Below are 24037 nucleotides of genomic sequence, written 5' to 3' on the forward strand. Positions count from 1 at the left end.
TGTCATGGTTTGTCATATGAGGATGCTAAAATTCAAACATCTTTCCAGAGAGCAAAAGGACGCGCATGAACCCCAGCACCGAGACGGCCCATGAAACCCCAGGCAGCGAGGATGCGCCGCAGGTGACAGAGACGGGCGTCACGGCGCCGGCACCCATCAAGCTCGGCAAGGAAGACATCCCCACCGTATTGGGCAAGCTGCGCACCCTGGTGCAGGACAAGACGCGTTTCGAGCCGCACGACATCACGCCGCTGGGCGAGGAAGACGTGCTGCAGGAGTTTTCCCTGCAGGCCAATTACGCGCTCGAGGCTCGCTTCGAGCAGCGCGTCATCAACGGCTACTTCGCCCCCTCGGGCAGCGACTGCCGCTGCGGTTCCCAGGAGGTGGGAGCGCTCGCTCACGCGCAGGAGAAGGAACGCCTGCGCCGCGCGGCTGGCAAGCTCGACAACGCCTTGCGCCAGGCGGGCCAGGCCTACAACGGCGTCGAGGCGGGCGTCTACCTGCCGCACGCCGTCAAGCACTGGCACCTCGATACCTGCAGCAGCTGCACCGGCCGCGGCCGCATCGGCTGCCACACCTGCCACGGCGCGACGACGGAAACGTGCTGGAACTGCCACGGCGGGCGCACCGTCAGCTGCGACGGTTACGGCTGCTACGGCAGCGGCAAGGTGTCGTGCTCGTATTGCAGCGGCAGCGGCACGGTCTCCGAGCAAGTCACCGATTACATCACGGTGCAAGTGCCCACTACCACCTACAGCAACGGCAGCTCGCATACTAGCTACCACAGCGAAACGCGCACGCAATACCGCACCGAGCATCGCAATTGCTACCATTGCAGCTTTGGCAAGGTCAGCTGCAACACCTGCCATGGCGCCGGCAATATCAATTGCGGTACCTGCCGCGCCAGCGGCAAGGTCACCTGCCGCACCTGCAGCGGCGCGGGCGACTTGCGCTGCAACCCGTGCGACGGCTCCGGCAAGGTGGGCACGGCAGCCTGGGTCGACGTACACGTGACGCCCGGCTACAGCGTCAGCCTGCCCAAGCAGGCGCCCGACGATGCGCGCCGCATCCGCGACAAGGAGAGCGTGCACTCACTGGCAGCCATTGCCAGCAGCCTGGCCCTGGCAAAAGTGAGCATTTACAATGAAGACCAGCCGCAGGAAGTCGACGCCCTGTATGGCGGCAAGCTGCGCATCGTGCGCCTGGACGCCTCGTGCAACGCAGAAAAACACCACCTGGTGGCGTATGGCACGGACCTGCGCTGGCTGACCCTGGACGACATCGTGGAAAAGCTGCTGCGCGGCGACCTCAAGGCGCTCAGCGACGCGCTTGCCGGCAGCGCCGACGACGGCCTGTTCTCGGCCCACGTGCAGGGGCTATTGACGCCGCTGCGCGACGTGGCCGCCTCGGAGCTGAATGCGGACGTGATCGAGTCCGTCCTCAGCGGCGACGCGGACCATGCGCACGTCGACGTCGTCTCCGCCGAATACGCGCAGAACGTGCGCACCTGCGTGCTGGGCGCCCTGCGCCAGGTCTACACGCGGCTGGCCAAGCAATTCTGGTGGAAAAGCGCGCTGGCCGCCCTGGCCGCCGCCATCGCCACCTGGTTCTTCGCCGGGCGCGGCGCCGCCGCCATCGCCGGCCTGCTCGTCACGGGCGCCAGCTACTGGCTGTTCAATCGCAAGGTAAAAGCCGTGCTCAGCGAGGCGCTGGGCGGCGAGCGGCAAGCCGAGCGGGCCATGGGCATCGCCGGCAAGGGCCGCCGCAACCAGCTGGCGCAGGTGCTGATCCTCGCCCCGGCCAGCGTGGCCGTGCTGGCCGCCAGCTATGGCTTGCCTGTGCGCGTGCGCCCGGCCTCGCCGCCGCCGCAAACGGCCATGGCGTCGGCGCCCGTCGCCCCCCATGCGCCAGCCCCCGTGCCGCCGGACGCCAGCAGCGCCAAGGCCGTCAAGCTGTATGAAAATGGCGACAAGGCGCAGGCACTGGCCATGCTGGAAAGCTTGGTCGGCAAGGGCGACGCCGGCGCGTATGGCTTGTATGGCTGGATGCTGCTGATGGGCGAAGGCCAAGCCGGTCCCGCCACGGCGCCCACGGCGCAGCAGCGGCAGGCGCGCCAGGTGGCCGCCAAGCCCCTGATCGGCAAGGGTCTCGTCAAGGGCGACAGCTACGCGCTGGCGGCGAAGGGCGTGATGCTGGCCGAAGGCTGGCAAGAGCCGCGCAACATGGCGCGCGGCCTCGACCTGCTGAAACAGGCCGCCGGCAAGGGCAATGCGCAAGCCATGCACTTATTGGGCCTGTATCACGTGCGCGGCTACCAGATGCCCGTCAACCACAAGGAAGCGCGCAAATGGTTCACCCTGGCCGCCGACAAGGGCAGCGCGGGCGACATCTACAACCTGGGCCTGATGGACTGGGAAGGCGCGGGCCTGGCGCGCCCCGACCGCGCCAGCGCCATGCAGCGCTGGAAGATCGCCGCCGCCATGGGAGAAGAGCGCGCGATCAAGGCCGTTGCGCAGGGACAGCCTTAAGGAGCACCTGAGAAAAAGCCCATGGCGTTGTTGCGTTGCCCTGAGCATTTTTCAGGCGCTCCAGCAGAGCGGCGGAAAAAGTCGCCGCTTTTTGATTTTTACACCGCCGCCAGCGCCTGCAAGGCCATCGGGTTCGGCGTCGGCTCGCCGATCTTCGTCAGCAGGTTGCGGTCCGTGTGATGGAATGGTTCATCCTTGCCGCGAATGAGCATGACCGTGTCCTCGTCGTAGCCCCAGGTGCCGTCGGCGTGGATATCGACCTTGATCCGGTATTCGACGGTGGTGAATGCGTGTTCGATGAAAGGGTTCGAGCAGATGCCGTAGGCCGTCGAATCGCGCTTGGCCACCAGCTCGAAACTGGTGGCGTCCGCCGTCGTCGTGCCCGAGGCCATGGCGATCTGGCCGCGCGGGATGGCCAGGGTCTGGATCACGGCGCCCGTGGCCGGTTCCCACAGCCAGTAGCCCACCTGCTCATGATAGGTTTTGACCTGGTCCGGCTTGGTGATGTGGATGTAGTAGCGCAAGCCGTAGAACAGTTGCGGGCCGTTGGTGACGGGATCGATCGGCTGCAGTTCGATGCGCTCGACGAACGCCTGCTTGCGCGGGCCGTCCGCCTTCGGCTTGACGTCCAGGCCGCGCGTGCCGGTCCAGATGCCGGCCATGCCGGCCAGGGGACCGAGGTTGTTCAGGGTGTGCACGTCGGCGGACGGCTCGGTGTAGATATCTTCGGGAAAATCGCTCATGCGGAAGTCTTCAAAATGGGGCAACAGTGCTTGCCCCTATTGTAAGACCTCGACCGGCGCAGGCAAAGCGCCAGCCGTCAGGGAAACTGCGTAATGTGACGTTCGATGAGCGCGATCAAGGCCTGGGCCAGCGCGGGACGCTGCGCCTCGAACACGGCTGCGTCGCGCGTTTGCCGCAGCTTGGCGGCCGCCTCGGGCAACCGCAATTCGCCGGCGATGAAGGCCGCCACCGCGTCGATATTCGCGTACAGGGCGCTGTCGAAGCCTTCCCAGTCCACATAGGCCAGCCACTCGGCCAGCATCACCACGCCGGCGACGGGCGGCGCCAGGGCTGCGATGCGTTCAGAACGCAGCACGCTGTCGCTGCGGATATCTTCGTGCTGCAGCACGGCCAGCGCCACGTGCTGCAGCGCGTCTTCCGCATCGCGCCGGTGCTTGTTCAGCAGGCGCTGCGTGAGCGTATAACGCTCGGCGTCGATGCTGCGCAGGGCGGCCGCCACCTCGTAATCATGCAGCGCCAGGTGGCGCGCCGCGCAGGCGGCATCCACGCCGGCTTTCGCGGCGACGGTCCCCGTCAACTGCTGCCGGCGCGCGTCATCCATGCTTACACCAGCGGATCGGTCGAACCGGTCAGGGTGAAGATTTCAAAGCCCGTTTCCGTGACGGCCAGCGAGTGCTCGAACTGCGCCGACAGCGAACGGTCTTTCGTCACCGTCGTCCATTTGTCGGGCAAGACCTTGACCTGGTAGCTGCCCACGTTGAGCATCGGTTCGATCGTGAAGATCATGCCCGGCTCAAGCACGATGCCCGTGCCGGCGCGGCCATAGTGCAGCACTTGCGGCGTGTCGTGGAAGACCTGACCCACGCCGTGGCCGCAGAAGTCGCGCACGGAGGAAAAGCCCTGCGCCTTGGCCACCGCTTCGATGGCGGCGCCCACGTCGCCCAGCGTGGCGCCCGGACGCACGGTGTGGATGCCGGCCATCATGGCTTCATACGCCGTGTTGACAAGACGGTTGGCCAGGATGGAGACGGCGCCCACCTTGAAGGTGCGGCTGGTGTCGCCGAACCAGCCGTTGAACTTCGGCGTCACGTCGATATTGAGGATGTCGCCCGCTTTCAGGATCTTGGTCTCGGACGGGATGCCGTGCGTGACCACGTGATTGACGGAGATGCAGCTGGCGTGCTTGTAACCGTGGTAGTCGATGGTGCCGGGGATGGCGCCGGCGGCGCGCATGAATTCCTCGCACAGGGCGTCGAGCCTGGCCGTCGAGACGCCCGGTTTGACGAAGGGCGCGATGTAGTCGAGCGTGTCGGCGGCGATGCGGCCGGCCGCGCGCATGCCGATGAAACCTTCTTCATCGTGCAGGGGAATTTTTTTGCCGTGTTCAAGCTGGGTGGAATAGCGCATGGGGATTCTTTTCTTTGTTAGTGTGATGTGGCATGTAAGGCCCAGCCGCGCACGGCGTCGTGCGAGGCGCGCAACATGGCGTCGACGCTGGCCGGTATCGGCCGCTCCTGGGTCAGGTAGGGCTTGACGACGGCCACGGGCGCGTCGATCAGCACGAATTTGAGCAGCATGTGATCGAGGTCCGGCTCTGTGGCGGCGGGCATGGCTTCGGCGCAGCGCACAAAGCAGGCGTCGAGCGCCGCCTGCTCCTCTTCGACGGCGGCCAGCAATTCCTCGCTGAGGCCACCGCTGAAATCGGGGCTGTCCGCGCATTGCAGCAGGAAGCGCGCATACACGGGCTTGCGCCGGCACCAGTCCAGCAAGCCGTGCACGCCGGCCCAGGTATCGCCGCCGAGCCACCGGCTGGCCACTTCCTCGCGGAAGTCGCTCTTCACGCGCAGCCAGGCGCGCGCCAGGATGGCGTTGCGCGAATCGAAGCGGTGATACACGGAACCGATGGGCGCGCCGGCCTTGACGGCGATGGCGGCCATCGACACGGCGCCCACGCCGCACTGGGCGGCGACGGCGATCGCGCTGTCGATGAAGTTGTTTTCGTTGAATTTGGCTAGTCTGACCATTCAAATAGAATACAGATTCTATTTGAATCCGTCAAGCGGGCCCAGATGCGCCGACAAGAGTTGCCGCGCTGCCTTACAATGGTATGCACGAACCGCTACAAGGAGAATCCGCTTGCTTACGCCCCCCTTCATCGCCTCCTCCCGCTTCGACGATCCACGCCTGGCGTTGGAACAGGTGCAAGCCATTTACCGCAGCAGCATCGAGCACTTGCGCGATGCGCTGCAGCGCTTTGTCGCCGGCGAAGACATGCACGAGCGCGTGCGCGCCTGCTACCCCTTCGTGCGCATCCAGACGGACACCGTGGCGCGCGCCGACTCGCCGCTGGCCTATGGTTTTGTCGCCGGCCCCGGCGTGTTCGAGACCACCCTGACGCGCCCCGACCTGTTCGGCGACTATTACCTCGACCAGTTCACGCTGCTGCTGAAAAACCATAACAGCGGCCAGAAGGTGCACCTGGAAGTGGGCGTGAGCGCCCAGCCCATCCCCGTGCATTTCTCGTTCGCCGAGCATGACCATATCGAAGGCAATATGGATGCGGGCCGCCGCCTGGCCATGCGCGACCTGTTCGACCTGCCCGACCTGTCGGCCATGGACGACGGCATCGCCAACGGCACGCACGAACCGGCGCATGGCGAAGCGCAGCCGCTGTCGCTGTTCACGGGACCGCGCGTCGATTACTCGCTGCAGCGCCTGCGCCACTACAGCGGCACTTCGCCGCAGCACTTCCAGAACTTCGTCCTGTTTACCAATTACCAGTTCTACATCGACGAATTCATCCGCCTGGGCCACGCCATGATGGACCGCGCGCCCGACGCGCAAGCGCCATCGGACGACGACGGCTACGTCGCTTTTGTCGAACCGGGCAACGTGGTCACGCGCCGGGTCGGCCAGACCGTCGAAAGCGAGGATGCGCTGGGCGCCGCGCCGCCGCGCCTGCCGCAGATGCCCGCCTACCACTTGCTGCGCGCCGACGGCAGCGGCATCACCATGGTCAATATCGGCGTGGGACCGGCGAACGCCAAGACCATCACCGACCATATCGCCGTGCTGCGCCCGCACGCCTGGCTGATGCTGGGTCACTGCGCTGGCCTGCGCACCACGCAAAGCCTGGGCGACTACGTGCTGGCGCACGCGTACGTGCGCGAAGACCACGTGCTCGACGAAGACTTGCCGTTGTGGGTGCCGATCCCGCCGCTGGCGGAAATCCAGCAAGCGCTGCAAACGGCCGTGGCGGAAATCACCCAGCTGACGGGGCATGATTTAAAGCACATCATGCGCACGGGGACCGTGGCCAGCACCGATAACCGCAACTGGGAACTGCTGCCGCAGCGCACGCCGGAGCGCCGTTTCAGCCAGAGCCGCGCCATCGCGCTGGACATGGAAAGCGCGACGATCGCCGCCAACGGCTTCCGCTTCCGCGTCCCGTACGGCACCCTGCTGTGCGTGAGCGACAAGCCGCTGCATGGCGAAATCAAGCTGCCCGGCATGGCCAATCACTTCTACCGCGAACGGGTCGACCAGCACCTGCGCATCGGCATCCGCGCCGTGGAACTGCTGCGCCGTCAGGGCGTGGACCGCCTGCACAGCCGAAAATTGCGCAGTTTTGCGGAAGTGGCGTTTCAATAACCCCCGTATTTCTCACGCCAGCCGCCCTCCCCGGGCGGCTTTTTTTTTGCCCGGCGCCCGGTCGCGGCGATACCGCGACCCAACCTGACATGGCGCAAATGCCGTCACAAAAAAACAACAGCTGCCTAGACAGGCATCAAACAAACACCAAACTTTCAACGATAATTTTAACAAATAGCAAATTTAATTTATTTAACAATTGGAATTTAACATTTTCCTGCTCAGCACAAATAAAATTCATCCACCTTCATTCTGGCTGCTGCCATGCACATCAACAAACACCCGGCAGTTCTTGACAGTCAAGAGCAAAAAATGGTCTGATGAATTGCAAATTTAAAATACTAAATTTGCAAACATGGTCATTTTGAAAATAATTTCAAATAACTAAATAAAACCCTAAGGAAACTGAAGTTTCCTAGCCGGAGATAGACAATGATTGAAAAGAAATTAAGCAAATCCTTGCGCATGATGTTTGCCGGCACTTTGGTAATGAGTGCAGGCTTCATGCACCAGGCCGCCCAGGCGCAAGACGCCAAGGCTGACGAGAAGTTGCAACGCGTGGTTGTCACCGGCTCAGCCATCAAGCGCGTGGATGCGGAAACCGCAGCCCCCGTCGAAATTTACACGAAGAAAGACATTGAACGCACGGGCGCCACCAGCGTTGCCGAGCTGGTCAAGAATCTGGCTTCGATCGACATCAACGACCAGGGCGAACTGAGCGCCAACTCGCCGTCAGGTTCGGGAACGACCAACATCAAGATGCGCGGCTTGAGCGAACGCAACGTGCTGATCCTGCTGAACGGCCGCCGCCTGCCAACCAATGCGTTGGCCGATGGTTCCGGCGCCGGTGCCGCTGTTGACGTCAACGTCATTCCTCTGGGCGCGCTGGAGCGCATTGAAATCCTGAAAGATGGCGGCTCGGCCATCTATGGTGCAGATGCGGTTGCTGGCGTCATGAACTTCATCACCAAGAAAAATTACCAGGGCCTGGAGGCGAAAGCCAGCTACGGCCAAAGCTCGCGTTCCGACGCCAAGGAAAAAACCGCCAGCCTGGTCTACGGCTTTGGCGACTACGACGAGCAAGGCTTCAACGTGCTGGCCACGGTTGACGTGCTCAAGCGCGATCCGATCTATCGCAAGGACCGCGACCTGACCAGCTCGGCTGACTTCCGCCGTTTCCCTGGCGGTATCGATGGCCGCAGCAGCTACTCGCCAAACGGCAACATCCTTTCCGGTGGCCAACTGGTGCCCTGCGCCCCAGAAGACTTGCAAAAAGGCAGCTGCCGCTTCGACTTCAATAAGACCATTCTGACCTCCATCAATGGCGCCGATCGCGTCAGCGGCATGTTGATCGGCAGCTTCAAGGTCAACAATGACATTCGCGCTTTTGCCGAATTGACCTATTCGGAAAACAAGGACAACTTTGAAGCCCAGCCTGCTCCAGGCGCCTTCGTGGTTGGCGATGACACCGTATTGGGACGCTTCATGCAGATGGGTCCGCGTACCACGAAACGCAAAGGCACGTTGACCCAGTTCTCGACTGGCCTTGAAGGTACTACCCGCGGCATCGATTGGGATGTGGCTATCGGCAAGGGCATCAGCAAAGCCAGCAATCACGACTCGAACTACGCTCAAAGCGTACTGTTCAACAACGCGATTGAACAAGGCTTGATCAATCCGGCAAGCAACACCAACCCGCAATCGGAAGTGGACAAAATCCGCATCTCGCCATCGCGCGAAGGCAAGTCGGAAATGACCTTCTTTAACGCCAAGGCATCGGCGCCGATCATGGACCTGGCAGGCGGCGCGATGGCTTACGCTGTTGGCGTGTCCTACAACAAGGAATCGCTGAGCGATCAACCCGACCAGAACCAGATCGATGGCCTGGTCTTCGGCAGCATCCAACAAGCGGCCGTCAAGGCGGATCGCAACACGAAGAGCGTCTTTGGCGAACTGTCGATTCCATTCATCAAAAATGTTGAAGCCCAGCTCGCGCTGCGTTACGACGACATCTCCAAGGTCGGCAGCAAGACCAGCCCGAAAGTGGCCTTGCGCTACCAGCCACTCGATACGCTGATGTTCCGCGCATCGTATGCAGGCAGTTTCCTCGCGCCTTCGCTGAAACAAATGTTCGGTGGCATCGACGCCGGCGCCAACTCGACGGATGATCCGCAAATTTGCGCGGCATTCCCATCCCTGGCAGGTGCTTGCAGCAACTTCCCATACTACCAGGTCACAGGCTCCAATCCGAACCTGAAACCTGAGACGGGCAAGACCTACAACCTGGGCATGGTCTTCTCGCCAGTCAATGCACTGACCGTGAGCGTGGATTACTTCCGTATCGACAAGAAAAATGAAATCAGCACCTTGACGGAACTCAAGGCGATCAAGCTGGGCAACTACGAGATCAAGGATGGCGAAGCGCGCATCTTGCTGAACAACCAGAATCTGGCATCCACCAAGATTCAGGGTGTCGATACGGATATCCGCTACACATCGCCGCAGACAATGTTCGGCAAATTCACACTGCGCAATGCGGCAACCGTGTACACCAAGCAGGAAACGCAGGATACGGCCAGCGATAAGCTGCAGAGCACGCTCAAGACCTACATGAATCCGAAGTATCGCAACACCTTTACGGCCAGCCTGGAAAAAGACAACATGTCTGGCTCCCTGGTCATCCGTACGACAGGCGACATGATCGACTCGGACCTGCGCCGCGACGAAATCAAGCCGGGCACCCGCACGATTCCTTCGCACACCGAAGTGGATCTGACGGGCCAGTACGTGGCGATGAAAAACCTGACCTTGTCGGCCGGCGTGAAAAATCTGTTCGACCGCATGCCGCCTTACAGCGTCATGGGTTCGGGCAATCAGTACGGCACCTTGGGCTTTGCCCAGTTGTACAATGCCCGTGGCCGCTACTTCTACCTCGGCGCAGGCTACAAGTTCATGTAATGCAGCGCAATCGCCGGCGGCCTGAAATGGCTGCCGGTACCGCCCCCGAAAGCCGCACTCTTGTGCGGCTTTTTTCATGCCCGGCGGACGAAAAAAAAGGCTATGTCACCGTCAGATGTGGGAATGCGCCCAATGTTGCTTTCAATAACGTTTCGGGTGAGCGGATGCGCCTGGCATCGAGTATCCAGCGCCATCCCAGGTAATTTGGCAGGTAGCGCGTAGCCACGCCGTGAAACGGACGCAGCCATTGCCGCAGGCGGCTGTGATACGCATTGACGTTCTGCACGTGCGCGGCACCCTGCACGCGGATGCCGGCGCGCACATTAACGGCCTGGTGGCTGATCCGCGCTTCCCGCGCAAACGCCCGGTAGGCGGCATGGCCATCCGTGACCAGCAGGATATCCTTATCGACGACAGGCAACAAACAGCGGTGCAATTGCGCCTTCGTCAGTTGCCCTTTGCCCGCGACGAAATCGAGGGTCTGGCCCGTGCGGTCGCGCGCCACCAGGATGCAGACTTGCTCGTTGGATATGCCCCGCCGTTGCGCATGGCCGCCCCGGCGGCGGGCCGGACGCGTCATCTGCCTGGAGCCCTTTTCTGATTCCAGCACATATAGCTCGTCGGCCTCGGCGATGCCATGCAGGCCGTGCGGCCGGTCCGTTTTTGCCAACGATAAAAACCGGTGGCGCCAGCGAAACGTGGTGTTGCGGTGCACGCCCAGTTGTCGCGCCGCCTTGCGCACGGAATCCGATGCAAGCAAGCAATCGGCGTAGTCGAGCCACAACGATTTATGGCGCAGGCGTGCCAGCGGCGTGCCGGTGAGCGCATTGAAGGTGCGCCCGCAAGGCACGCAGCGGTAGCGCTGCAGGCCGTGCGCATGACCATGTCGGTGCAGGTGGGGCGAGTGGCAGGCGGGACAGGCCAAGCGCGGCTGCGCCACGCCCTCCAGCAACGCGACGGTCGCGTCGTGTGGCGTGTTGCCACGCAGCGGGGCCATGCCTGTCTGCCGCTGGCGCCGGTTCAACTGCGCAAACTGCGCGATAAAGCGGATCCATTTGGCTGGCTGCATGATCTGCTCCCTGTGAGGTGGGTATACAGAGTCAGACAGCATCGCCAAGGGAAGATTCCGGCATATCCCCTATTTTCCGATGACAGAGCCAAAAAAAACCGCTGCAGGCAGCGGTTTGCAAGGCAGGAAATCGCTTACAAGAAGCGATCCAAAATCTTCCGCGTCGTCTTGTCGATATTGAACATGTCGCGGATCAGGAAGTGAATGCCGTGGTTGTCGGCGATCAGCAGCGACGCGGCGCCGATGCGGCGGATGTCTTCCTCGCCCTTGAGCACGAACTGCGTCTCGCCCCGGTCCGTGTCGACGTGCCAGGTGCACGGCGTGGCGAAGCTGGAGACGCTTTTCACGCGCGCGATCTCGGGCATGAATTCGCGCCCTTCCAGCTCTTCCTGCAGCAGGCTGCGCGCCGGCTCCGGCAAGGTGTCGAGGCGCTCAATCCACGCCACTTCCTTGCCATTGCCCAGCACCAGCGAAATGCCTTCGTCGGGCGACTGGATGGGAAAGGCGCGCACGGGCGCCACGCCCTCAAAGACCTGGCCGTCCGCGTCCGTCATCACCAGCTTGCCGAAAGGGTCGCGGCTTAATGTAAAAGTTGTACTGGCCATGCTTATTCCTTGTCATCCAGGGCGAGTTCGTTGTTGCGCGCCTGTGCTTCGTAGAGGCGGAAATAGGCGCCCTCTTTCGCCATCAGTTCATCGTGACTGCCCACTTCGACGACCTGGCCGCGGTCCAGCACCACCAGGCGGTCGGCGCGGTGCAGGGTCGACAGCCTGTGCGCGATGGCGATGGTCGTGCGGCCCTGCACCAGGTTGTCCAGCGCCTTTTGAATCTCTTTTTCCGTTTCCGAGTCGACCGACGATGTGGCTTCATCCATGATCAGGATGCGCGGGTCGATCAGCAGCGCGCGGGCGATCGAGATGCGCTGGCGTTCGCCGCCGGACAAGCCCTGGCCACGCTCGCCCACCATCGAATCGTAGCCTTGCGGCAGGCGCAGGATGAATTCGTGCGCATGCGCGGCGCGCGCGGCGGCGATGATTTCCTGGCGCGTCGCATGCGGCTTGCCGTAAGCGATATTTTCCGCGATGGTGCCGAAGAACAGGAACGGTTCCTGCAGCACCAGGCCGATGTTGCGGCGGTAGTCGGAGACGGCGAACGAGCGGATATCGACGCCGTCGAGCAAAATCGCCCCTTCCGACACGTCGTAGAAGCGGCAGATCAGGTTGACCAGCGTACTCTTGCCCGACCCGCTGTGGCCCACCAGGCCGATCATCTCGCCCGCCTTGATGTTCAGGGTGATGCCGCGGTTGACGGCCCGGTTACCGTAGCGGAAACCGACTTCGCGCAAATCGATCCTGCCTTCGATCTTCTCCAGTTTCACGGGTTGCGCCGGTTCCGGCACGCTCGACACGTGGTCGAGGATGTCGAAGATGCGCTTGGCGGCGGACGCCGATTTCTGCGTCACGGAGACGATGCGGCTCATCGAGTCGAGGCGGCCATAGAAGCGCGTGCTGTAGGCGATGAAGGCGGTCAGCACGCCGACGGTGATTTCGCCGCGCGACAGCTGCCAGATGCCGAAGCACCAGATGACCAGCAGGCCCATCTCCGTCAGGAACGAGACGGTGGGCGAGAACAGCGACCAGACCTTGTTCAACTTGTCGTTGACGGCCAGGTTGTGCGCGTTGGCGTCGCGGAAGCGGGCCGCTTCGCGTTTTTCCTGCGCAAACGCCTTGACCACGCGGATGCCGGGAATCGTATCGGCCAGCACGTTGGTCACTTCGCTCCATACGCGGTCGATCTTTTCAAAGCCCGTGCGCAAACGGTCGCGCACCAGGTGGATCATCCAGGCGATGAAGGGCAGCGGCGCCAGGGTCATGATGGCCAGCCACGGGTTCATCGACCACAGGATCACGCCCGTCATGATGATCATCAGCACGTCGGAAGCGAAATCGAGCAAATGCAGCGACAGGAAGACGCAGATGCGGTCGCTGCCGCTGCCGATGCGCGCCATCAGGTCGCCCGTGCGCTTGCCGCCGAAAAATTCCAGCGACAGTTTCATCAGGTGTTCATACGTGGCCGAGCGCAGGTCGGCGCCCATGCGTTCGGATACGAGGGCCAGCACGTAAGTCTTGCCCCAGCCCAGCAGCCAGGCCAGCAGGGCCGAACCGAGCAAGCCGCTCATGTAGTACACCACCAGCCATGGGTCGATATGCTTGCCGTTCTGATACGGGATCAGCACGTTGTCCATCAGCGGCGCCGTCAGGTACGGGGGAATCATGTGCGCGGCGGTACTCAGCAGCATCAGCAGGAAGCCCAGGGCCAGCTGGCCGCGGTAGGGATGGGCGAAGCGCCACAGGCGGAACAGGGTCCAGGTCGATGGCGGCGTGTGCAGCACCTTGGCGCAGATCGGGCATTCTTCCTGCTCCGGCTCCAGCGGTGCCTTGCAGCTGGGACACACTTCCTGCTCCGCTTCCAGCACGGGCTGGCCCGTCAGGTGGCTGTCGAGGCGCTCGACGAACTGTTCCAGCACGCGGATCGCGTGCAGGTTCTGGCCCAAAGTGAAGCGCCACGAAGCCAGGCGGCCGTGGTCGTCGAACAATTCCAGGTGGCCGACACCGGCGTGGTCATGGTGTGTCAGGCGCAATCCAGGGCGGAAAGACCAGCTTTTCCAGACGGTATCACCCGGCGAACGGGCCAATAAACGCTTCTCGGTGACAACAATTATGCCTTTTGTGAAACGTAATCGCGCATCGAGGTCAACCTCAACGCTACTTAAAACGTTCTCCCCTGGAGAAAGGTTCTTTTCCACTTCCGCCAGCCAGGTTTCTGGCACGGTCGCCGGCAGGGAAGCGAGGGGGATAGTTGTTGCAGGAACACTCAGTTCAGTTGTCATCGTAAAGCATACTCCGGCTCGAGGCCAAGCCCTTCAGGGCGGGATTTGGGGGATGGGGCAGACGCCCGATCAATGTTTGTGCATTGCGCGATGGCGAGGTAGATGCACCAGTGGCAATTTCCTGTATTGTATCGAATGGATGCCTGCAGGTAATGAATGATGGCAAAACGGAGCAAAAAAATGCGCGGCCATCGACCAGGGGCAAGTATACAACAGCCCGCTGTTGCGCAAATGCTCCAGCTTAGCCCGGAGTCGGTAACTTTATAACAAGTATGGCAACAATTAGTAACAATTAGAATGACAACACCAGCAGAATACGAGAAGCAAACGCGACAAGAGGCCGCTAAAAGTGGCACACTGCGCATACCCGGGATAAAGAACCAAGCACGAGCCTGAAAAGACTCTGTAAAGCCAACATAAAGTATCTGGCGCCCAGACGCCTGGCTTGTTATCAAGAAACCACTTACATGATCAAGAAGAAGAACATCGAATTCGTCCGCGTCACCCACTTGCGCGGCCCCAACATCTGGACGTATCGCCCGGTGATTGAAGCCTGGGTCGACATCGGCGAACTGGAAGACTATCCATCGAATACCCTGCCCGGCCTGTACGAGCGCCTGGTGGCGTGGCTGCCCGGCATGATCGAGCACCGCTGCGGCGTGGGCGAACGGGGCGGCTTTTTCGAGCGCCTGCGCGAAGGCACCTGGTCGGCCCACATCCTCGAACACGTGGTGCTGGAACTGCAAAACCTGGCAGGCATGCGCACGGGCTTCGGCCAGACGCGCTCGACCAGCCAGCGCGGCGTCTACAAGATGGCCTTCCGCACGCGCGAAGAGCATGTGGGCCGCGCCGCCCTGGCCGCCGCGCGCGAACTGCTGATGGCCGCCATCAACGATGAAGCCTACGATCTGGAAGCGGCCCTGGCGCCGCTGCGCGACATGGTCGATGCGCGCTGCCTGGGGCCGAGCACGGCCAGCATCGTCGATGCGGCCACCGAGCGCCGCATCCCTTCCTTGCGTCTGAACGACGGCAACCTGGTGCAGCTGGGCCACGGCGCCGCGCAGCGCCGCATCTGGACGGCCGAAACGGACCGCACCAGCGCGATCGCCGAAGGCATCGCCAGCGACAAGGATCTCACCAAATTCCTGCTCAAATCGTGCGGCGTGCGCGTGCCCGAAGGCAGTCTGGTGCGCAGCGCCGAAGCGGCCTGGGAAGAAGCGCAGGACATCGGCGTGCCCGTCGTCGTCAAGCCGTATGACGGCAACCACGGCCGCGGCGTGTCGCTGAACCTGATGACGGAAGCCGACGTGAAAGCGGCCTATGAACTGGCCGCGCGCAAGGGCGACAGCTCGGCCGTGCTGGTGGAAAGCTTCATCACGGGCGACGAACACCGTCTGCTCGTCGTCGGCAACAAGCTGATCGCGGCCGCCAAGGGCGAATCCTTGTGGGTCGACGGCGACGGCGTTTCCAGCGTGCTGGAACTGGTCAATACGCAGATCAACATCGACCCGCGCCGCGGCGAAGGCGAGGATTTCCCATTGGGCACCGTCAAGCCGCATGAATCGGGCGAGATCATCCTCGAACTGCAGCGCCAGGGCATGACGGCCCTGTCCGTGCCGCAGGCCGGCCAGAAAGTGCTGATCCAGCCGAACGGCAACGTGGCCATCGACGTCACGGACGACGTGCATCCGTCCGTCGTGCATGCGGCCCTGCTGGCCGCGCGCGTGGTCGGCCTCGATATCGCCGGCATCGACCTGGTCACCACCGACATCACGCGTCCGCTGGAAGAGCAGCGCGGCGCCATCATCGAAGTCAATGCCAGCCCCGGCCTGCTGGCGCACATCAAGCCGGGCGTGGGCCAGCCCCGCCCTGTCGGCGCGGCCATCGTCGACCACCTGTTCGCGCCAGAGGAAACGGGCCGCATTCCGCTGATCGGCGTGACGGGTACGCGCGGCGCCAGCCTGATCGTGCGCATGCTGTGCAAACTGCTCAACCTGTCGGGCCTGCACACGGGCGCCGTCTGCAGCGAAGGCATGTATCTGGACCAGCGCCGCGTCGTCAGCAGCGATTGCGTGAACTGGGACGCGGGCCAGCGCCTGCTGCTCAACCGCACCGTGCAGACGGCCCTGTTCGAGAGCAATCCGCGCATGATCCTGGCCGAAGGCCTGGCCTACGACAAGTGCCAGATCGGCGTCGTCACGGACATGGGCAGCCTCGATAGCGTCAAGGATTTCGACGTGCTGGACGAAGCGGGCCTGTACAAGGCCGTGCGCAGCCAGGTCGACGTGGTGGTGCCGACGGGCGTGGCCGTGCTCAACGCCGCCAACGCGCACGTGCTGGAACTGGCCGAACTGTGCGACGGCAGCGTGACCCTGTATGCGCAGGATGGCAGCCTGCCGGCCATCGCGGCGCAACTGGCCGCCGGCCAGCGCGCCGTGTTTGTGCGCGGTAACCACATCGTGCTGGCCGAAGGCGGCAGCGAAACGGTCCTGCTGTGCCTGGACCTGCTGAAACCGGCCACGGCCGGCAATGTCGACAGCGTGCTGGCCGTCGCGGCCGCCGCCTGGGCCCTGAACCTGCCCGTCGACCTCATTTGCGCAGGTTTGCGCACCTTCGACGCAGCCCCCGGCTGCATCGGCAACTGACAGCACAGGCAAAGCAGCACTCAAGTCCGGCCACGATGGCCGGGCCCACAAGAACACAACAGGATTACGGTTTAATTATGGAAGTATCTCGCGTACGGGCCTTGCGGGGCCCTAACCTCTGGAGCCACGACACCGCCGTGGAAGCCATTGTTTCCTGCACCACGCAGGAACTCGACATCGCCCAGCTGCCCGGCTTCGAAGCCCGCCTGCGCGCACTCTTTCCGCAACTGAGCCCGCTGCAACCGCTGGGCAATTACAACGCCGCGCCGATGGCGCAGGTGCTGGAACTGGCGGCACTGGGCCTGCAGGCGCAAGCCGGCTGCCCCGTCACCTTCAGCCGCACCACGCCGACCCTGGAAACGGGCATCTTTCAGGTCGTCGTCGAATACTCGGAAGAAGCCGTCGGCCGCCTGGCCCTGGAACTGGCGCAGCAGCTGTGCCGCGCCGCGCTCGACGATGCACCGTTCGACCTGGCCGGCGCCCTGCACCAGCTGCAGGAACTCGATGAAGACGTGCGCCTGGGCCCATCGACGGGCGCCATCGTCAACGCCGCCGTGGCCCGCAACATCCCGTTCCGCCGCCTGACCGAAGGCAGCCTCGTGACGTTCGGCTGGGGCAGCAAGCAGCGCAAGATCCAGGCCGCCGAAATGGACGGCACCAGCGCGATCGCCGAAGCCATCGCGCAGGACAAGGAATTGACCAAGAAATTGCTGGACTCGGCCGGCGTGCCGGTGCCGCAAGGCCGTGTCGCCGTCGACGCGGACGACGCCTGGGCCGCCGCCTGCGAGATCGGCCTGCCCGTCGTCGTGAAACCAAAAGATGGCAACCAGGGCAAGGGCGTCACCGTCAATGTCACCACGCGCGAACAGCTGACGGCCGGCTTCCTCGCGGCGCAGGAATTCCGCGACGACATCCTCGTCGAACGCTATCTGCCGGGCCACGATTTCCGTCTGCTCGTCATCGGCAACAAGATGGTGGCGGCTGCCCGCCGCGACCCGCCGCAAGTGGTGGGCGACGGCCAGCACACGGTGCGCGAACTGGTCGACCAGGTCAACCTGGACCCGCGCCGCGGCAGCGGCCACGCCACCTCGCTGACGAAGATCCGCTTCGACGACATCGCCCTCGCCAGCCTGGCCAAGCAGGGCTACGTGGCCGACTCCGTGCCGCCCGTGGGTCAGCGCGTCATCCTGCGCAATAACGCCAACCTGTCGACGGGCGGCTCGGCCACCGACGTCACCGTCGACGTGCACCCGGAAGTGGCGGCGCGCGCCGTCGCGGCCGCGCACATGGTGGGCCTGGACATCTGCGGCGTGGACGTGGTGTCCGACAGCATCCTGAAACCGCTGGAAGAGCAGAACGCCGGCATCGTCGAAGTCAACGCCGCGCCGGGTCTGCGCATGCACCTGGCGCCGTCGTTCGGCAAGCCGCGTCCCGTGGGCGAAGCCATCATCGCCGCCATGTTCGCCGAGGGCGACGATGGCCGCATTCCCGTCGTCGCCGTCACGGGCACGAACGGCAAGACCACCACCGTGCGCCTGATCGCCCACCTGCTGACGGCTTCCGGCCTGCGCACGGGCATGACGAACACGGATGGCGTGTACATCGAAGGGCGCCAGATCGACAGCGGCGACTGCAGCGGTCCGCGCAGCGCGCGCAACGTGCTGCTGCACCCCGACGTCGACGCGGCCGTCTTCGAGACGGCGCGCGGCGGCATGCTGCGCGAAGGCCTGGCCTTCGACCGCTGCCAGGTCGCCGTGGTGACGAATATCGGCGCCGGGGATCACCTGGGCCTGAACTACATCACCACCGTGGAAGACCTGGCGGTATTGAAACGCGTGATCGTGCAGAACGTGGCCGACAGCGGCGTGGCCGTGCTGAACGCCACCGACCCGGCCGTGGCGCGCATGGCCAAAAATTGCAGCGGCACGGTGACCTTCTTCGCCGCAGACAAGACGCATCCCGTGATGGCCACGCACCGCGCGCAGGGCAACCGCGTCGTGTACGTGGAAGACGGCAAGCTGGTCGCGGCGCAAGGCAAGGAGCGCCACGAAATCGCCCTGTCGCAAGTGCCGATCACGCGCAACGGCGCCATCGGCTTCCAGGTCGACAACGTCATGGCGTCGCTGGCCGCCGCCTGGGCCGTGGGCCTGGACTGGAAAACCATCGCGCTGGGCCTGAAAACCTTCGCCAATGAAGCCGACAATGCGCCGGGCCGCTTCAACGTGTTCGACTATCGTGGAGCCACGCTGATCGCCGACTACGGCCACAATCCGGACGCCATCCTGGCGCTGGTGCAGGCCGTGGAAAGCATGCCGGCCAAGCGCCGTTCGGTGGTCATCAGCGGCGCCGGCGACCGCCGCGACGAAGACATCCGCCAGCAGACGGAAATCCTCGGCGCCGCCTTCGACGACGTGCTGCTGTACCAGGACCAGTGCCAGCGCGGCCGCGCCGACGGCGAAGTGGTGGCGCTGCTGCGCCAGGGTTTGAACGGCGCCAAGCGCACCAGCCATATCGATGAGATCAACGGCGAATTCGTCGCCATCGACAAGGCCCTGGCGCGCCTCGGCGAAGGCGACCTGTGCCTGATCCTGATCGACCAGGTGGAAGAAGCGCTGGCGCATATCGCCAAGCGCGTCGCCGAAGCGTAAGCACAGCCTGACGGCATGCAAGGGCGGCCTGCGGGCCGCCTTTTTTTCGTCCCTGCGCGTCAGTCGGCGCCGGCTTTTCCGATCGCCTGCGCGGCCAGCGCGCCGGCCCGCATCTCGCTGGCAAACAGCGAAGCCGCATGCGCCATCGCGCGGGTGGCGCGCGCCAGGAAATGCGTCCAGTGCTGCTGCTCGAGCAGCAGCATCTCGATGCAGAACCACACCTGGCCGCGCTGCACGTGGCCTTTCACCAGCTTGATGCGGCGGTTGACTTCATCGAGCGCCGCACGCACGCGCAGCAACTCTTCCGCTGTATCGATAGACCACACATTCGGCAGCAGCAGTTTGCCGAATTGCCCATCGTCGGCGTCGAAGCACAAGACATAGCCCATGCCTTCGAAACGGAAGACGATGTCGCCATCGCTGTCGGTCTGCGCCTGATATCCCTCCGCTTGCAGGTGCCGCAACAACGGTTCGGTGGTGGTGAATGTCGACATGGTGCTTCCTTTCATTGAGTGGAATGGCGGCCCCGTCTGGTGCCGCTGCATCACTGCCTCAACGCCGCAGCCGGCAAAAAATACAAAACTATTTTCACCACGCGTGGAGAGCGGGCACCCGACGGCGCCCGCAAGGCAGGCACGCGCCTGCCGCCAGGGTGCATGAATCCAGCAGGGATACCGGAAATGATATGGACATCGCAAAAGAAGTCATTTGTGGGGCAAAGTCATTCCCACCTACCATGCTTCCTGAGCAAGTTCCAGCTCTGGCGGCGACTGCCGCGGCGTTCTCAACATAACTAAAATACAGGTGGAGACAAGATGAAGCAATCGATGGCAACGGGCACCCGCACGCCCAAGCAAAATACACGACTGGCCTTGAAGGCCACGGTGGCCGCGCTGGCCGGCGCCGGCCTGCTGAGCAGCGCCTCCGTCTGGGCGCAACAGGCGCCCGCCGTGGCAACACCGGCGGCAGAAACGGCGCCGGCGGCAGTCGCACCGGAAGCCGCCGCCGACACTGCCGGCATCGCCGTGGTGGCCGTCACGGGCGTGCGCCGCGCCGCGCAAAGCGCGCAGACGATCAAGAAGAACAACGACCAGGTGGTCGACTCCATCGTCGCCGATGAAATCGGCAAATTCCCCGACAAGAACGTGGCCGAAATCCTCGGTCGCGTGACGGGCGTGCAGATCCGCCGCGAAAGCGGCGAAGCCGGTACCGTCATCATCCGCGGCTTGCCCGGCGTGGTGACCCTGCTCAACGGCCGCGAAATGTTCACCTCCGTGGGTCGCAGCCTGTACCTGGCCGACATTCCAACGGCCATGCTGCAGCGCGTGGATGTGTACAAATCGCAGGGCGCCGACATGGTCGAAGGCGGCACGGCCGGCGTGATCGACGTGCGCACCAACCGCCCGTTCGACTTCAAGGGCTTTACGGCGTCGGGCAATGTGCGCGCCGAACATCGCGACAAGGCCGGCTCGACGGACCCGAACGTCAGCGGCATGGTGTCGAACCGCTGGAAGACCCCATACGGCGAATTCGGCGCCCTGCTCGGCCTGTCCTACCAGCGCGGCAGATACTATGACGAGACGATCTGGAACGCCGAACCCGTCAAGCGCCCCGAAGCGGGCAACATCACGGGCCCCGATTCCGTCGGCATGATCCCGACCGTGGGCGACCGCAAACGCTACGCGACCAACGCCGCCTTCCAGTGGCGCCCGAACTCGCAGGTGGAGGTGTATGCGGAAGGCATGTCGACGCTGATCAAGCACGCGTTCGACAGCCAGTTCTTCGTCGGCTCGCTGCCGTGGGGGCAGAACCCGGACATCACCCTGATCCCCGGCACCAGCCAGGCGGCCACGGTGGGCAAGATCGACGGCCCCTGGTCGCCGTTCACGCTCGGTTCGACACAGGCACGGCGCGACCGCTCCATCGGTTCGCAGGGCGCCATCGGCGCGCGCTGGGATATCACGCCGCAGCTGCGCGCCACGACGGAACTGGCGCGCACGGTGAGCAACTTCGAGCGCGAATTTCCCATCCTCGACTTCCTCGCCCATCCCACCAGCGTGATCGGCAGCACGAACGTCAACGGCGGCGCGCAGATCAGCTACCCCGGCTACAACATGCTGGACCCGAAGAACTATACGCTGCTCGGCTTCTACGATAACCACAGCCACGACGAAGGCAGCTCGACCGACTGGCGCGGCGACGTCACTTACGACATGGACAGCACGGGCTTCTTCCGCGAATTCTCGGGCGGCGTGCGCCTGGCCAAGCGCAAGGCTGAATCGATCCGCGAAAAAAATGGCCAAGGCGGGCTGACGTCGATCATGACTGCGGATGCGATTCCCGGCCTGGCCTGCGCCTCGCACGAGAACACGGGCAACTTCGGCCTGCAAAGCTGGCTCACGCCGTGCCGCGACTTCATGCTCAACAACACGGCCGCGCTGCGCCAGCTGTTTACGGGCAGCAGCGAACGCAGTCCGGACGATCCGATGACCCACTACAAGGATGTGGAAAAAACCAATGCCGTCTACGGCAAGGCACGCATCGGCTTTGACCTGGCACAAGTACCGGTCGACGGCACTCTGGGCGTGCGCGTGGTGCAGACCAAGCAGGACTTGCAGGGCAACTCGTCGCAAAACGGCATCGTCACGCCGGTGCGCGTGAAGACGTCGGACACGGACGTGCTGCCCAGCATGACCCTGAAAGCCATGCTGCGCCAGGACCTGATCGCCCGCATGACGGCAGGCAAGGCCGTGCAGCGTCCCAATTTCGCCGACTTCAACCCCGGCGTGAGCCTGGGCCAGAGCCTGGAAATGGTGCGCCCGACGGGCAGCGGCGGCAATCCCGACCTCAAACCCGTGGAAGGCAAGAACCTCGACGTGGCGCTGGAATGGTATTTCGCGCAGACGGGTTCCGTCACGGCCACCGTGTTCCGCCACAACTTCAAGAATTACATCCTGTCCGGTTCGGCCAAGGAAACCTATGGCGGCATCGCGTACGACATCACGCGCCCGCGCAACACGTCGAAAGGCCATCTGCAAGGTCTGGAAATGGCTTACCAGCAGTTCTACGACAAGCTGCCCGGCTGGATGAGCGGCCTGGGCCTGCAGGCGAACGCCACCTACATGACGGGCGAACTGGAAGAGTTGAATGGCGGCGTGCATCCGTTCACGGGCATGTCGAAATGGTCGGCCAACATCGTCGGCCTGTACGAGCAGGGACCGTGGTCGGCGCGCCTGGCCTACAGCTGGCGCGACAAGTACGTCGACGACTACAACTACCGCGGCAAGGGCATCCACCTGACCGTGGCGCCGACCAAGACCCTGGACGCGTCGGTGTCGTACAAGCTCAATCCGCATACCACGGTGACGCTGGACGCCAACAACCTGCTCGACTCGACCTACCGCGACTACCACGACACGCCCGACTATGTGCGCGATGTGCGGCGCTACGACAAGGTTGTCGGTTTATCGATACGCTGGAGCTACTAACTCATATCCCCCCTTTCTTCCTTGCGAGGGTTTTCAGCGCCAGCCGGCAACGGTTGGCGTTTTTTTGCCTTGTGGAATCTATCCGACATAGGAATTGATCTGGCGCAAAATGGCGCCGCCGGGGCGCTTTTATGCTGGCAGCTTGACTAGCGAACCCGGCGGGGACAACATGCGCGATGCACGGCACGTCGATACACAGTTATTTCAACCCGACATCCCGGTGCGGCTCGACATGCGCACGGCGGCGCTGGTCGAACATGCGCTGGCCTTGCAGGAAATGGCCGGCACGGGTGCCGCCGCCCTGTTCCTGCATTGCCACGACGTACCGCTGCCCACCGCCCTGCGCGTGCTGACGACGGGACCGCGCCGCCAGCCGGCCGGGCCGCACCTGTTTGCCCGCCTGCGTCCGCGCACGACCGCCCTGCCGCTACCGGCGCGCTGACGAATCCTGTACCATCGCCGCAACCTACTACATGAGGCACGGCGATGCAGGCAGCGACACCCCACGATTCCTATGCGGCACTGATGGACCTGATCAAGGCGCGCCATGCGGAGCTGAGCCCGCAATTCCAGGCCGGCGCCCGCTACCTGGCCGACCATCCGGACGAAGTGGCCGTGTCATCGATGCGCAGCATCGCCGCGCGCGCGCAGGTGCAATCGGCCGCCCTGGTGCGCCTGGCGCAGCAGCTGGGCTTTTCCGGCTGGCCGGAACTGAAAGCCATCTTCGTCGAACGCCTGCGCGCGGGACCCGTCGGCTATGCGGCAAAGGCGGGCGCGCTGGCCGGCAAGGACGGGGACCTGGTCACCGAAGTGTTCGCGGTGCAGCAACGCAACCTGGCCGCCACGGAAAGCGCCAACCACGCCGCCCTGGACGCGGCTGCCAGCCTGCTGCAGGCGGCGCCCCGCGTGCACGTGGCCGGCTTTCGCGCCGCCCACCCGATCGCCTACACCCTGCACTACCTGTACCGGCTGCTGCGCCCCAGCGTGCAGCTGCTGAGCGGCCAGGGCGGCACCCTGGAAATGGACTTGCGCGCCCTGCAGGCGGGCGAAGCCGTCGTCGTCGTCAGCTTCGCGCCGTATTCGAGCGAAGCGCTGCTGGTGGCGCAAACGGCGCGCCAGGCCGGCTGCCAGGTGCTCGCCATCAGCGACAGCGCCATGTCGCCGCTGGCCCTGCAGGCCGACGCCAGCATCGTCATCGCTGTCGACAGCCCCTCGTTCTTCCCTTCCATCGTGGCCGGCGTCGCGGCCGTGGAGAGCCTGGTGGAACTGCTGGTGGCGCGCGCGGGACCGGACGCCGTTCACGCCATCGGCGCAGCGGAAACCCAGCTGCGGGCGCTGGGCGCCTACGCAAAAACATCAAATGATGTAAATTAAAAACAAATACACCAATCGTTGCAACACGGCTCCACGCATCCT

16 protein-coding genes are annotated in these 24037 nt (G+C 63.7%); 8 read left to right on the plus strand and 8 right to left on the minus strand.

Features of this window, described 5'->3' with window-relative positions:
* Window positions 1-65 precede the first annotated feature (65 nt).
* On the plus strand, window positions 66-2528 hold the full coding sequence (locus ACQ4W4_RS03585) for a tetratricopeptide repeat protein (RefSeq protein ID WP_436540803.1): 2463 nt from the start codon (window positions 66-68) through the stop codon (window positions 2526-2528).
* A gap of 98 nt (window positions 2529-2626) precedes the next feature.
* Here ACQ4W4_RS03585 and ACQ4W4_RS03590 read toward each other — a convergent pair whose 3' ends face one another.
* From ACQ4W4_RS03590 to ACQ4W4_RS03605, 4 genes are all read right to left on the minus strand, one after another.
* Complete coding sequence (locus ACQ4W4_RS03590; RefSeq protein ID WP_436540804.1) at window positions 2627-3271, minus strand: FABP family protein; 645 nt, start codon at window positions 3269-3271, stop codon at window positions 2627-2629.
* A 77-nt stretch (window positions 3272-3348) separates the two neighbouring features.
* Window positions 3349-3873 carry a hypothetical protein gene (locus tag ACQ4W4_RS03595; protein WP_436540805.1) on the minus strand — a complete coding sequence of 175 codons (525 nt, stop codon included), beginning with the start codon at window positions 3871-3873 and terminating at the stop codon, window positions 3349-3351.
* 2 nt (window positions 3874-3875) lie between these two features.
* On the minus strand, window positions 3876-4679 hold the full coding sequence (gene map, locus ACQ4W4_RS03600; RefSeq protein WP_436540806.1) for a type I methionyl aminopeptidase: 804 nt from the start codon (window positions 4677-4679) through the stop codon (window positions 3876-3878).
* 17 nt (window positions 4680-4696) lie between these two features.
* Window positions 4697-5296 carry a TetR/AcrR family transcriptional regulator gene (locus ACQ4W4_RS03605; protein WP_436540807.1) on the minus strand — a complete coding sequence of 200 codons (600 nt, stop codon included), beginning with the start codon at window positions 5294-5296 and terminating at the stop codon, window positions 4697-4699.
* Window positions 5297-5408: 112 nt separating this feature from the next.
* Between ACQ4W4_RS03605 and ACQ4W4_RS03610 the strand changes: the two genes are divergently transcribed.
* A complete protein-coding gene (locus ACQ4W4_RS03610; protein WP_152281250.1) occupies window positions 5409-6923 on the plus strand; it encodes an AMP nucleosidase in 1515 nt (504 codons plus the stop codon).
* A gap of 432 nt (window positions 6924-7355) precedes the next feature.
* Window positions 7356-9881, plus strand: a complete 2526-nt coding sequence (locus tag ACQ4W4_RS03615) for a TonB-dependent receptor (RefSeq protein ID WP_436540808.1) — start codon at window positions 7356-7358, stop codon at window positions 9879-9881.
* Window positions 9882-9981: 100 nt separating this feature from the next.
* Here the strand turns inward: ACQ4W4_RS03615 and ACQ4W4_RS03620 are convergent, their stop codons facing one another.
* The 3 genes from ACQ4W4_RS03620 to ACQ4W4_RS03630 form a co-directional block, all read right to left on the minus strand.
* Window positions 9982-10950 (minus strand): IS1595 family transposase, encoded by a 969-nt coding sequence (locus tag ACQ4W4_RS03620; RefSeq protein WP_436540809.1) that lies wholly within the window; start codon window positions 10948-10950, stop codon window positions 9982-9984.
* A gap of 134 nt (window positions 10951-11084) precedes the next feature.
* On the minus strand, window positions 11085-11555 hold the full coding sequence (locus tag ACQ4W4_RS03625; RefSeq protein WP_436540810.1) for a cyanophycin metabolism-associated DUF1854 family protein: 471 nt from the start codon (window positions 11553-11555) through the stop codon (window positions 11085-11087).
* 2 nt (window positions 11556-11557) lie between these two features.
* A complete protein-coding gene (locus ACQ4W4_RS03630) occupies window positions 11558-13840 on the minus strand; it encodes a cyanophycin metabolism-associated ABC transporter (RefSeq protein WP_436540811.1) in 2283 nt (760 codons plus the stop codon).
* Between the two features lie 467 nt (window positions 13841-14307).
* Here ACQ4W4_RS03630 and ACQ4W4_RS03635 point away from each other — a divergent pair, with 467 nt between their 5' ends.
* On the plus strand, window positions 14308-16485 hold the full coding sequence (locus ACQ4W4_RS03635; RefSeq protein ID WP_436540812.1) for a cyanophycin synthetase: 2178 nt from the start codon (window positions 14308-14310) through the stop codon (window positions 16483-16485).
* 77 nt (window positions 16486-16562) lie between these two features.
* Window positions 16563-19133, plus strand: coding sequence for a cyanophycin synthetase (cphA, locus tag ACQ4W4_RS03640; protein WP_436540813.1), 2571 nt, complete (start codon window positions 16563-16565; stop codon window positions 19131-19133).
* A gap of 59 nt (window positions 19134-19192) precedes the next feature.
* Here the strand turns inward: cphA and ACQ4W4_RS03645 are convergent, their stop codons facing one another.
* Window positions 19193-19627: a hypothetical protein gene (locus ACQ4W4_RS03645; protein WP_436540814.1), complete on the minus strand. Its 435-nt coding sequence runs from the start codon at window positions 19625-19627 to the stop codon at window positions 19193-19195.
* 321 nt (window positions 19628-19948) lie between these two features.
* Here ACQ4W4_RS03645 and ACQ4W4_RS03650 point away from each other — a divergent pair, with 321 nt between their 5' ends.
* The 3 genes from ACQ4W4_RS03650 to ACQ4W4_RS03660 all read left to right on the plus strand — a co-directional run bounded on the left by ACQ4W4_RS03650 (window position 19949) and on the right by ACQ4W4_RS03660 (window position 23995).
* On the plus strand, window positions 19949-22621 hold the full coding sequence (locus ACQ4W4_RS03650) for a TonB-dependent receptor (RefSeq protein ID WP_436540815.1): 2673 nt from the start codon (window positions 19949-19951) through the stop codon (window positions 22619-22621).
* A gap of 169 nt (window positions 22622-22790) precedes the next feature.
* The gene (locus ACQ4W4_RS03655; protein ID WP_326459246.1) at window positions 22791-23063 is read left to right on the plus strand and encodes a hypothetical protein; all 273 of its coding nucleotides are present in this window, start codon (window positions 22791-22793) and stop codon (window positions 23061-23063) included.
* 44 nt (window positions 23064-23107) lie between these two features.
* Complete coding sequence (locus ACQ4W4_RS03660) at window positions 23108-23995, plus strand: MurR/RpiR family transcriptional regulator (RefSeq protein WP_436540816.1); 888 nt, start codon at window positions 23108-23110, stop codon at window positions 23993-23995.
* The last annotated feature ends 42 nt before the right edge of the window (window positions 23996-24037 follow it).

The organism is Janthinobacterium glycogeni (assembly GCF_051380725.1).
Lineage (GTDB): Bacteria > Pseudomonadota > Gammaproteobacteria > Burkholderiales > Burkholderiaceae_D > Janthinobacterium.

Coding starts and splice junctions, on each gene's coding strand:
- ACQ4W4_RS03585 (WP_436540803.1), top strand. CDS start 66: ATGAACCCCAGCACCGAGACGGCCCATGAAACCCCAGGCAGCGAGGAT.
- ACQ4W4_RS03590 (WP_436540804.1), bottom strand. CDS start 3,271: ATGAGCGATTTTCCCGAAGATATCTACACCGAGCCGTCCGCCGACGTG.
- ACQ4W4_RS03595 (WP_436540805.1), bottom strand. CDS start 3,873: ATGGATGACGCGCGCCGGCAGCAGTTGACGGGGACCGTCGCCGCGAAA.
- map (WP_436540806.1), bottom strand. CDS start 4,679: ATGCGCTATTCCACCCAGCTTGAACACGGCAAAAAAATTCCCCTGCAC.
- ACQ4W4_RS03605 (WP_436540807.1), bottom strand. CDS start 5,296: ATGGTCAGACTAGCCAAATTCAACGAAAACAACTTCATCGACAGCGCG.
- ACQ4W4_RS03615 (WP_436540808.1), top strand. CDS start 7,356: ATGATTGAAAAGAAATTAAGCAAATCCTTGCGCATGATGTTTGCCGGC.
- ACQ4W4_RS03620 (WP_436540809.1), bottom strand. CDS start 10,950: ATGCAGCCAGCCAAATGGATCCGCTTTATCGCGCAGTTTGCGCAGTTG.
- ACQ4W4_RS03625 (WP_436540810.1), bottom strand. CDS start 11,555: ATGGCCAGTACAACTTTTACATTAAGCCGCGACCCTTTCGGCAAGCTG.
- ACQ4W4_RS03630 (WP_436540811.1), bottom strand. CDS start 13,840: ATGACAACTGAACTGAGTGTTCCTGCAACAACTATCCCCCTCGCTTCC.
- ACQ4W4_RS03635 (WP_436540812.1), top strand. CDS start 14,308: ATGATCAAGAAGAAGAACATCGAATTCGTCCGCGTCACCCACTTGCGC.
- cphA (WP_436540813.1), top strand. CDS start 16,563: ATGGAAGTATCTCGCGTACGGGCCTTGCGGGGCCCTAACCTCTGGAGC.
- ACQ4W4_RS03645 (WP_436540814.1), bottom strand. CDS start 19,627: ATGTCGACATTCACCACCACCGAACCGTTGTTGCGGCACCTGCAAGCG.
- ACQ4W4_RS03650 (WP_436540815.1), top strand. CDS start 19,949: ATGAAGCAATCGATGGCAACGGGCACCCGCACGCCCAAGCAAAATACA.
- ACQ4W4_RS03655 (WP_326459246.1), top strand. CDS start 22,791: ATGCGCGATGCACGGCACGTCGATACACAGTTATTTCAACCCGACATC.
- ACQ4W4_RS03660 (WP_436540816.1), top strand. CDS start 23,108: ATGCAGGCAGCGACACCCCACGATTCCTATGCGGCACTGATGGACCTG.